This window comes from Micromonospora sp. NPDC002411 (genome assembly GCF_053592955.1).
Genome location: NZ_JBSFBM010000242.1, coordinates 1 through 10,487 on the forward strand (window position 1 = coordinate 1; position 10,487 = coordinate 10,487).

8 protein-coding genes are annotated in these 10,487 nt (G+C 72.5%); 4 read left to right on the forward strand and 4 right to left on the reverse strand.

Translation table 11 applies throughout. The features are described from left to right. Nucleotides 1-125 precede the first annotated feature (125 nt). The 3 genes from ACWCO3_RS24695 to ACWCO3_RS24705 are packed head-to-tail and all read right to left on the reverse strand — an operon-like array spanning nt 126 to nt 2,900. Nucleotides 126-716: a GNAT family N-acetyltransferase gene (locus ACWCO3_RS24695; protein WP_278144898.1), complete on the reverse strand. Its 591-nt coding sequence runs from the start codon at nt 714-716 to the stop codon at nt 126-128. Continuing rightward, a complete protein-coding gene (locus ACWCO3_RS24700; protein WP_145784070.1) occupies nt 713-2,224 on the reverse strand; it encodes an APC family permease in 1,512 nt (503 codons plus the stop codon). Before ACWCO3_RS24700 ends, ACWCO3_RS24695 begins: the two co-directional genes overlap by 4 nt. A gap of 49 nt (nt 2,225-2,273) precedes the next feature. After that, a complete protein-coding gene (locus ACWCO3_RS24705; protein ID WP_145784072.1) occupies nt 2,274-2,900 on the reverse strand; it encodes a GOLPH3/VPS74 family protein in 627 nt (208 codons plus the stop codon). A gap of 183 nt (nt 2,901-3,083) precedes the next feature. Between ACWCO3_RS24705 and ACWCO3_RS24710 the strand changes: the two genes are divergently transcribed. From ACWCO3_RS24710 to hrpB, 3 genes are read left to right on the forward strand one after another with little or no spacing between them, the layout of a single operon-like run. Next, the gene (locus tag ACWCO3_RS24710; protein WP_450012276.1) at nt 3,084-3,908 is read left to right on the forward strand and encodes a helix-turn-helix domain-containing protein; all 825 of its coding nucleotides are present in this window, start codon (nt 3,084-3,086) and stop codon (nt 3,906-3,908) included. A 41-nt stretch (nt 3,909-3,949) separates the two neighbouring features. Beyond that, entirely contained in the window at nt 3,950-4,150 is a 201-nt protein-coding gene (locus tag ACWCO3_RS24715) for a DUF397 domain-containing protein (RefSeq protein ID WP_145784076.1), read from the forward strand. 28 nt (nt 4,151-4,178) lie between these two features. After that, on the forward strand, nt 4,179-6,764 hold the full coding sequence (hrpB, locus tag ACWCO3_RS24720; protein WP_358163766.1) for an ATP-dependent helicase HrpB: 2,586 nt from the start codon (nt 4,179-4,181) through the stop codon (nt 6,762-6,764). A 9-nt stretch (nt 6,765-6,773) separates the two neighbouring features. Here hrpB and ACWCO3_RS24725 read toward each other — a convergent pair whose 3' ends face one another. Further along, on the reverse strand, nt 6,774-7,499 hold the full coding sequence (locus ACWCO3_RS24725; protein ID WP_145784078.1) for a PP2C family protein-serine/threonine phosphatase: 726 nt from the start codon (nt 7,497-7,499) through the stop codon (nt 6,774-6,776). 260 nt (nt 7,500-7,759) lie between these two features. Between ACWCO3_RS24725 and ACWCO3_RS24730 the strand changes: the two genes are divergently transcribed. After that, entirely contained in the window at nt 7,760-10,369 is a 2,610-nt protein-coding gene (locus ACWCO3_RS24730) for a glycoside hydrolase family 9 protein (RefSeq protein WP_358163755.1), read from the forward strand. Nucleotides 10,370-10,487: the final 118 nt, after the last annotated feature.

Consider the following 10,487-nt stretch of genomic DNA (forward strand, 5'->3'; position numbering starts at 1 on the left):
CGGTGACGCAGGAGGCGGCGAGCCTGACCGGCACGAACCAGGTCGTCGGCACCGCCCTCTACATGGCACCCGAGCAGGTCATGTCCACGCTGTCACGCTCACGTGACAGCATGTGTGGGGCGGTGTCAGTTTCCCGCCGGCTCCCGCCACATCGGCCAGAACGGCGTACCGTCTGGCACCCGGAACGGCTCCCCGGCCAGGTAGCCGTGCTTCGCGTACAGGTCTCGGCTGCGCGGGCTGCTCGCCTCCAGGTACGCGGGCATCCCGTTGGCGTCCAGCCAGGCGTGGTGGTGCCGCATCAACGCGCTGCCCAACCCCTGCCCCTGCCGATCCGGCCGGGTCGCCAGGAAGGCCAGGTGGTGGTGGTCCGGGTGCGGGTGGTGCGCCGCGAACAGCTCGTCGAGGTGCTGGAACCGGTCGGTCCACTCACCGCAGGCGGCGGCCAGTCGGGCGTCGTAGTCCGCAGGTGGCGGCGCCGGCTCACCGACCGACGGGAACCAGACCGCTACCGACGCCCGGTCCTCGGTGGCGTGCACCATGCCGTGCCGCATGGCATGGCCGACCAGGATCTCGAAGTCCCCGGCCAACACGGCCTCCCGCTTGCTCGCGTCGGGCACCAGCCAGTACGTCACCTCGAGCACGGTGAACGCCTCGGCGATCCGACCCGCCACGAGAGCGGTCTCCTCCGGCCCGAGCCGCTCGATGACCACGCTCATCGGGTCGCCTCCGCGGTGGGCTGCGCCGACGGCGTGACGACAGCGGCGCTGCTCGCCGCGCCCAGGCCGATCCGGGCGTACGTGTCGGGGCGGCTGCCGCGCAGCAGCAGCGCCCAGCCGATGCCCAGCAGGGCGGCCACCGGATAAGCGGCGGGTAGCGCCCAGCGCAGCGTGGAGTCCGGCGCGACGCCGAGCAGGTTGGCGAAGTTCGACACCGCCAACCAGATGATCACGAAGAGCGCGATGGTCGCCAGGCCGGGCGCGACGACCCGTCGCCAGAGGTTCTCGCCGCTGTCGGAACGGGCGAAGTAGGCGATCACCGCCACCGAGGTGGTGGCGATCAGCAGCAGGACGCCGAAGCCGCCGGTGGTGCCGACCCAGAAGAACAGCTGGATCACCGGGTCCCAGCCGTTGATCGCGTACAGCAGGATGACCACCAGTCCGAGGACGCTCTGCGCCACCGAGGCGGCCCGGGGCGCTCCGGTTCGGGCCGAGGTCTGCCCGAACACCGCAGGCAGCACCCGCTCCCGGCCGAGCGCGAACGTGTAGCGGGCAGTGGTGTTGTGGAACGAGATCATCGCTGCGAGCACCGAGGTCAGGAAGAGCACCTGCCCGATGGTGACCACGGTGTCGCCGAGTTGCGTGGCGGCCAGGTTGAAGATCAGCTCGACGCCCTGCGCGCCGGCTTCGGGGACGATCTGGTCCTGCCCCACGGCGACCGTCATGGTCCAGGACGACAGCGCGTACAGCCCGGCGATGATCGCCACCGAGAGGTACGTGGCCAGCGGCACCGTCCGCTTCGGGTCCTTGCTCTCCTCGCTGAAGACCACCGCCGACTCGAAGCCGACGAAGCCCAGGATGGCCAGCACCAGCACCGCGCCGACCCCCGGCACGAAGAGGTTGTCCGGCGCGAAGCTGGCGAAGCTGACCTGGTCACCGGCCGGGTTGCCGAGCTGCCCCAGGTCGAAGACCAGGACCACCACGATCTCGGCGACCAGCAGCGCGGCCAGCACCCGGCCGTTGAGGTCGACCCGGAGCAGGCCGAGCAGGCCGACCAACGCCCACGCCACCAGGGCCACCACCGCCCAGTGCGGGTGTCCGCCGAAGAGCCGGTCGAGCACCGGCTGTGCCGCCGCGCCGATCGTGCCGTACAGCCCGACCTGGAGCGCGTTGTACGCGATCAGCGCGACCCACGCGGCGCCCACGCCCGCCGGTCGGCCGAGACCGCGGGAGATGTACGCGTAGAAGGCGCCGGCGTTCTCCACCCGGCGGGACATCGCGACGTAGCCCACCGAGAAGAGCGCGAGCACTGCGGCGATCAGCAGGAAGGCCAGCGGGATGCCGGTCACCCCGATGACGCCGTAGCCGGTGGTGACGACGCCGGCCACCACGGTCAGCGGCGCGGCTGCGGAGAGGACGAAGAAGATCACCGAAGGGATGCCGAGGCGGCCTCGGGCCAGGGCATCGGAGACGTTGCTGGGTCGGTCGACTGTCGATGTCGAGGGCATACGACTACTCCGGTCGTCGAGGGGGAGGGGTAGGGGGTTACCGGGGAAATCAGGGAATGCCGCGCAGCACTGCGGCGCCGACGGCGGCCTCGGTGTGCCCAACCAGTTCCTTCAGAGGCGCCGGTAGTGCGGGGATGAGGACGTTCAGCCGGTGGTGGGCGCGCGGGCCGGCGCTCCACAGCACCTCGCGGGTCAGCCCTGCGGCCACGACGAGGCCGAGCAGCAACGCGTCCGGCACGTTCGGCGGGTCGGGCCGGTCCAGCAGCGCCCGCAGCCGGGTTGCCGGCCAGGCCACCGCGTTGAGGTCGATCGGCAGGTAGGTGACCGAGGTACGCAGCAACCGGCGACTCTCCTGGCGGCGCAGCACGCCGGCACGGGCCAGCCGCTCCCCCACCGAGGTCGTGGCGGTCTGCGCAAGGAAGCTGAGCCAGGTACGCAGTTCCTGGTGCTGGGGCTCGCCGATCAGCTGGTCGAGCACCGTGTGCGCCAGCGCGTCCGCGGGCGGACGGCGGTCGATGACGGTGACCTGCCCGGCCGACACGGTGATGTGTCCGTAGAGGAGCAACTCGCCGAGCAGCCCGCTGGCCAGCCCGAGCCCGGTCGCCGCCGGGTGCAGCTTGGCCTTGCCGCGACTGTCGTTGTGTGCGATCAGGAAGAACTCGTCGGCGATGAGCAACGGCCCTCCCGCGCAGGTGTGTCCACAGTGATCGCGACCGGGAAAGGATGCACCCAGAGCTATTGCAATGCAACTCCCAGATTTGACAATTGCACTCCGTGCTGGCGCGACCTGCGGATCTTGGTCTGTCAGACTCGGACAGTGACCGCCACCCCGACCAACCGACCCGCCGCCAGCCCGACCGTGCGCCGCCGACGCATCGCCCGGGAGCTTCGTCAGCTCCGGGAACGCGCGGGCATGACACTCGACGTGGCCGCCCGCCAGCTCGACATGTCGAAGAGCAACCTCTCCCGGATCGAGACCGCGCAGATCGGCATCAAACCGCGCGACGTGCGAGCCGCCCTCGCGCTGTACGAGGTGACCGGTTCGGACGCGGAGGCCCTGATCGAGATCGCCCGAGGGGCGCAGCAACGCGGCTGGTGGCAGAAGTACAGCGACGTGCTGCCCGAGTGGTTCGAGTTCTACGTGGGGCTGGAGGCTGAGGCGGCGGCGTTGCGCACGTACGAGGCCGAGTCGGTGCCGGGGCTGCTGCAGACCGAGGCGTACGCCCGGGAGATCTACCGGCGTACCGCCGGCGAGGACGGCCTGGAGCGCAAGGTGGCGGCCCGGCTGCACCGGCAGGAGGTGCTGCGCCGGGAGAACCCGGTCCAACTCTCGGTGGTGCTCAACGAGGCGGTGCTGCTGCGACCGGTCGGCGGCACCGCGGTGATGGCCGAACAGCTGGTCCACATGAGCCGGGTCGCACAGTTACCCAACGTGACAATTCAGGTACTGCCCTTCGCGGCCGGCGGCCATCCCGCGATGAGTACCCCGTACGTGATCCTCAACTTCGCCGACGCCGCCGACGCGTCCGTGGTTTACCTGGATAACCTCACGATGGGGCTGGCTCTGGAGGAAGCCGACCAGGTGCTCGGGTATAGCCTTCTGCACGAGGAGCTGTGCCGGATGGCGCTCGATCCGACGGCGTCCTTGACCCGTCTTGAGCATGCTTCTCGTAACTTTGCGTGACCGCTTCGGCGGCACGCCGACGCAGACGAGAGGTACCCCGGATGACGGCGCACGACCTGACCCGAGCGGCCTGGCGCACCAGCACGCGCAGCAGTGGCAACGGCAACTGCGTGGAGGTCGCGACAGCCGACGGTCAGATCGCCGTACGCGACAGCAAGGACCGTTCCGGCCCGGTGCTCGCCTTCGGCCCGACCGCCTGGCGGGCCTTCGTGTCCGGCGTGGGCGAGGTCCATCGCCGCTGAGGCGTACGCGCCGGTGCGAGACTGGGCCGTGCTCTCCGATGTGACAGTGGACCTGCCGGTACGCCCCGTGCTGCCGGCACTGGTCGCGGCCCTCGACGCGGCCGGCACCGGCGTGCTGGTGGCTCCGCCGGGGACCGGCAAGACCACCCTCGCGCCGCTGGCCGTTGCCGACCAGGTCACCGGCCGGGTGGTGATCGCCCAGCCCCGGCGGGTGGCGGCCCGCGCCGCCGCCCGACGGATGGCCGAGTTGCTCGGCGAGCGGGTGGGCGAACGCGTCGGCTACGCGGTCCGCGGCGAACGCCGGGTCGGGCCGGATACCCAGGTGGAGGTTGTCACCACCGGCCTCCTGCTGCGGCGGCTGCACCACGACCCGGAGCTGCCCGGCACGGGGGCAGTGCTGCTGGACGAGTGTCACGAACGACAACTCGACGCCGACCTCGCGCTGGCCTTCGCCGTGGAGGCGCGGGCCACCCTCCGGCCGGACCTGTGGTTGCTGGCGATGTCCGCCACCCCGGACACCGACCGGTTCGCCGCGCTCCTCGGTGGGTCCACCCCGGCCCCGGTCGTACGGGCCGACTCGGCGCTGCACCCGGTGACGCGGATCTGGGCGCCGCCGGCGCGCCCGATCGCTCCACCCGGGGCCGGCCCCGTGGACCGGGCCCTGCTCGACCACGTGGCCGCCACCGTCCGGCGCGCGCTGCGCGAGCGCGACGGCGACGTGCTGGTCTTCCTGCCCGGGGCCGGGGAGATCGCCGCGGTCACCGGTCGGCTGACCGACCTGCGGGACGCCGTCGCGCTGCTGCCGTTGCACGGACGGCAGCGCGGCACCGAGCAGGACGCCGCGCTGCGTCCCGCCGATCGACGTCGGGTCGTGCTGGCCACCGCGCTGGCCGAGACCAGCCTGACCGTTCCGGGCGTGCGGGTCGTCGTGGACGCGGGGTTGTCCCGGGTACCCCGGATCGACCTGGCCCGCGGGCTGGGCGCACTGGTCACCGTGCCGGTCTCCCGTGCCGCCGCCACCCAACGCGCGGGCCGGGCCGGCCGGGAGGCTCCCGGGTACGTCTACCGGTGCTGGTCCGCAGCGACCCACGAGCGACTGCCGGCGCGGCCCGAACCGGAGATCGCCACCGCCGACCTGACCGGCTTCGCGTTGGAGCTGGCCGCCTGGGGTCGACCCGACGGCGTCGGGCTCGCCCTGCCCGACGCCCCACCGGCCGCCGCGATGACGGTGGCCCGGGACACGCTGCACACCCTGGGCGCGGTCGACGTCGACGGCCGGATCACCGCGCGGGGACGCGCGATCGCCGCCGCCGGAGCGCATCCCCGATTGGCCCGGGCACTACTCGACGGTGCCGGTCGGGTCGGCGCCGACCGGGCGGCCGAAGTGGTCGCCCTGCTCGCCGAGGAGAGCACGGCCGGCCCTGGCGACGACCTGGTGGCCGGCTGGCGTCGGCTGCGCGCCGGTGTCGACGCGGGCGCGACAGCCCGCTGGCGCACCGAGGTACGACGGCTGCGCGCCGCGCTGCCCACCGAGGGCCGAGCGGCCGACAGCCGATCCGAGGCCGGTGCCGCGGGCCGGGCCGACGGGCGGCACGGCTCAACGGCCACCTCGGTGGGACGGGCCAGCGCGCTGAGCGACGATCTCGCCGCCGGGCTGCTCGTCGGTCTGGCGTACCCGGAACGGTTGGCCCGGGTGCGACGGCCGGGCGGATCGGCGTACCTGATGACCGGCGGGACCGCCGCGGACCTGTCGGCCGGCTCGGGGCTGGCCGGTGCCGACTGGCTGGCGGTGGCCGTCGCGGACCGCACGCCCGGCGCGTCGGCGGCGCGAATCCGCCGGGCCTCGCCGGTGGACGAGGCGACGGCCCGGGAGGCGGCCGGCCCGCTGCTGCGCACCGATCGGGAGGTGGGCTGGTCCGACGGGGACGTGGTGGCGCGGGAGGTGACTCGCCTGGGCGCGATCGAGCTGGTCCAGCGGCGGTTGGAGCGGCCGGACCGGGCCGAGGTGGCCGCGGCGTTGCTGACCGGCCTACGCCAGGAAGGTCTGGGGCTGCTGACCTGGACGCCGGCGGCGCGGGTGCTGCGCGAGCGGCTGGCGTTCCTCCGGCACCATTTGGGCGACCCGTGGCCGGACGTCGGCGACGCGGCGTTGCTCGACGCGGCACCCACCTGGTTGGGGCCGGAGTTGGCGGCAGCCCGGCGACGCGCCGACCTGGCGCGGGCGGACGTGACCTCGGCGCTGCGCCGGCTGCTGCCCTGGGCGCAGGCCGCCCGGCTGGACGAGGTGGCCCCGGAGCGGATCGAGGTGCCGAGCGGTTCACGGATCCGGGTGGATTACACCGACCCGGCCGCGCCGGTGCTCGCTGTGAAACTCCAGGAGACGTTCGGCTGGTCGGTGGCGCCACGCGTCGGCGACGGGCGGGTACCGGTGCTGCTGCACCTGCTCTCCCCCGCCGGCCGTCCGGTGGCGGTCACCGCCGATCTGGCCTCGTTCTGGCGCACCGGCTACCCGCAGGTCCGTTCCGAGTTGCGCGGGCGTTATCCACGGCACCCGTGGCCGGAGGACCCGGGCACGGCGACGCCCACCCGGCACGCGACCCCACGCCGGCGCTGATCGCGGCCCCTACTCCTCCGACACGTCGGCCACCGCCACCGTGACGTTGTCCGGTGCGCCGGCGTGCAGTGCCAGGTCGATGAGCTTGCCGACGCACTCCGACCGGTCCGGGTAACCGCTGAGCACCTCGGTGAGGGTGTCCGGACGGACGACGTTGGAGAGGCCGTCGCTGCACAGCAACCACCGGTCGCCGGCCCGGGGCACCATCGTCGCGTACGACGGGGAGACCTCGTCGCCCTGCAACGCCTGGGTGACCACGGCGCGTCGCGGGTGGCTGCTGGCCTGGTCCGGGGTGATCACGCCCTGGTCGACCAGCATCTGGACGAACGTGTCGTCCCGGGTGACCTGCTTGAGCACGCCCTCGCGGAAGAGGTAGGCCCGGGAGTCACCGACGTGTGCGAGGGCCAGGCAGCTGCCGGTACGGGCGAAGAGCAGGGCGGTCAGTGTGGTGCCCATGCCCTGACGCTCGGGGTCCTCGGCGACCGCCTGCCGGATGCGGGAGGTGGCCAGGGCGATGGCACCTTCGAGCGCGGCGACCAGGGCGTCCTCGGGTGTCTCCACGTCCAGTGGGGCGACGGCGTCGATGGTGAGGGCGCTGGCCAGGTCGCCGGCGGCCATTCCGCCCATGCCGTCGGCGACGGCGACGAGCCAGGTGCCGGCGTGCAGGGCGTCCTGGTTTCCGCTGCGGATCAGCCCACGGTCGCTCGTTCCCACGGAACGCAGCTTCAGGGTCATGGGAGGCAGCCTGCCAGGCGAAGGGCGCAGTTGTCTCTAGGAGATCAGGACGACGGGGCGTGGCGCGGCCAATCTCACGTCTTGGTGACGCGGCGTGTCGGTGCACCGCCGCGCGCGACCGCCCTTGTCGGATGCCACAACCCATCCAACCAGATCAATTGACATCGTCTACCGACGCTGGAAACATCGAGCCGATACTGGGAGCGCTCCCAGCTTCTTGTCGCCACCACCGTCCCGTTTCCGTCCCGGAAGGACTCCCCGTGACGTCATCCCGACGCCGCCTCCTGTTGGCAGCGGCGACCACTCTGGCCCTCACCGGCGTGGGCGCCGGCGCGGCCCACGCCGACCCACCACCGGACGCCCCCGAGCAGATCGACAACGGCGACTTCAGCGAAGGGGTGAGCCCCTGGTTCTCCTTCGGCACCGGCGCGCTCGCGGTCACCGACGGGCGGCTCTGCACGACCGTCGCAGGCGGCCTGGCCAACCCGTGGGACGCCGGCATCGGCCAGGACGGCGTGCCACTGATCGCCGGCGCCGAATACACCCTCGGCTTCTCCGTCTCCGCCACGCCCGGCGCCGCAGTCAAGGCAGTGCTGCAACTCGGCAGCGCCCCCTACACCACGTACGCGGCCGTGGACGCCGCCGCGACCGGCACCCTCCAGCGGGTCGAGCAGACCTTCACCGTGCCGGACGACAACCCCAACGCCCAACTGATCTTCCAGGTCGGTGGCGCCGCCCAGGCGCAGACCATCTGCCTGGACGACGTCTCGCTGCGCGGCGGCGAGCCGCCCGAGCCGTACGTGCCGGACACCGGGCCACGGGTCCGCGTCAACCAGGTCGGCTACCTGCCCGGCGGCCCGAAGAACGCCACTGTCGTCACCGAGGCCACCACGGCGCTGCCCTGGCAGCTGCGCTCCGCCGCCGGCGCCGTCGTGGCCAGCGGCACCACCACCGCGCGCGGTGTCGACGCCGCCTCAGGGCAGAACGTGCACAGCGTCGACTTCTCCAGCTACCGCACCCCGGCCAGCGGGCTGACGCTCACCGTGGACGGCGAGACCAGTCACCCGTTCGACATCTCCGGCACGCTCTACGACCAACTGCGTTCCGACTCGTTGCAGTTCTTCTACGCCCAGCGCAGCGGCATCGCCATCGACGGTGACCTGATCGGCGACGAGTACGCGCGCCCCGCCGGTCACCTCGGCGTGGCACCCAACCGGGGTGACACGAGCGTGCCCTGCCAGCCGGGCGTCTGCGACTACTCGCTGGACGTGCGCGGCGGCTGGTACGACGCCGGCGACCACGGCAAGTACGTGGTCAACGGCGGCATCGCCACCTACCAGCTGCTGAGCACCTTCGAGCGGACCAAGACGGCGGCCACCGCCGACGGCGGCGCGGCGCTGGGCGACAGCACCCTGCGGGTGCCCGAGCGCGGCAACGGCGTACCGGACATCCTCGACGAGGCCCGCTGGGAGCTGGAGTTCCTGCTGCGCATGCAGGTGCCGGCCGGCAAGCCGCTCGCCGGAATGGTCCACCACAAGATCCACGACCAGAACTGGACCGGACTGCCACTCGCCCCGCAGGACGACCCGCAGCCGCGCGAGCTGCACCCGCCGTCGACAGCGGCCACCCTCAACATGGCCGCCACCGCCGCCCAGTGCGCGCGCCTGTTCGCCCCCTACGACGCGGCGTTCGCGAACCGTTGCGCCACAGCGGCGAAGACCGCCTACAGCGCGGCCAAGGCCAACCCGGCGGTGTACGCCAGCCCGACCGACGGCACCGGCGGCGGCGCGTACGACGACAGCAATGTCACCGACGAGTTCTACTGGGCGGCGGCCGAGCTGTACCTGACCACCGGGGCGCAGACCTACCTGACCGACCTGACCGCGTCGCCGCACCACACCGGCAACGTGTTCGACGCTCGCGGCTTCGGCTGGCAGAGCGTCGCCGCACTGGGCCGCCTCGACCTGGCCACCGTGCCGAACGGGCTGCCCGCCGCCGACCTGGCCCGGGTCCGCGCGTCGGTCACCGCCGCCGCCGACACGTACCTCAGCGAGCTGCGCCGGCAGGCGTACGGGCTGCCGATGCCTGGTGACGCGAACAGCTACTTCTGGGGCGGCAACAGCAACGTCATCAACAACGCCGTCGTGCTGGCCACCGCGTTCGATCTGACCCGCAACCCCGTCTACCGCGACGGCGCCGTGCAGGCGATGGACTACATCCTGGGTCGCAACGCGCTGAACATCTCCTACGTCACCGGTTGGGGCGAGCACGCCGCGCAGAACCAGCACAGTCGCATCTTCGGCCACCAGCTCAACCCGAGCATGCCCCGGCCGCCGGCCGGCTCGATCGCCGGTGGCCCGAACGCGGCCCTCCAGGACCCGTTCGTGGCGCAGTTGCTGGCCGGCTGCAAGCCGATGTTCTGCTACGTCGACGACATCAACTCGTACTCGACGAACGAGGTCGCGATCAACTGGAACTCGGCGCTGACCTGGATCGCCTCGTTCCTGGCCGACCAGGGTGACTCCGGCGCGGTGCCGGCCACCACCTGCTCGGTGGCCTACACCAACTACGGCGCCTGGCACGGCGGCACCGGGTTCACCGCCCAGTTGACCGTCCGCAACACCGGCGCCACGGCCGTCAACGGGTGGAACGTGCGGTTCGCGTTCACCGGCGACCAGCGCGTACGCGAGGCGTGGCTGGCGAAGGTCACCCAGTCCGGCGCGACGGTGACCGCGCGCAACGAGTCGCACAACGCCAAGATCGCGCCGGGCGGCTCAGTGATGTTCGGCTTCAACGCGACGACCACCGGGGGCGCCAACCCGAGCCCCGGCCTGGTGACCGTCAACGGGGCGGCCTGCTCGCTGAGCTGACGTCTTCCTGGGTGGCCGCCCTTCCCCCGGGGCGGCCACCCAGGGCCCCGCCCCAGGGCCTGTTTCATAAGGGCGGTCGAGCCGAGGCGGAGTCCGGGCGGCGATCCGGCAAGGCGCG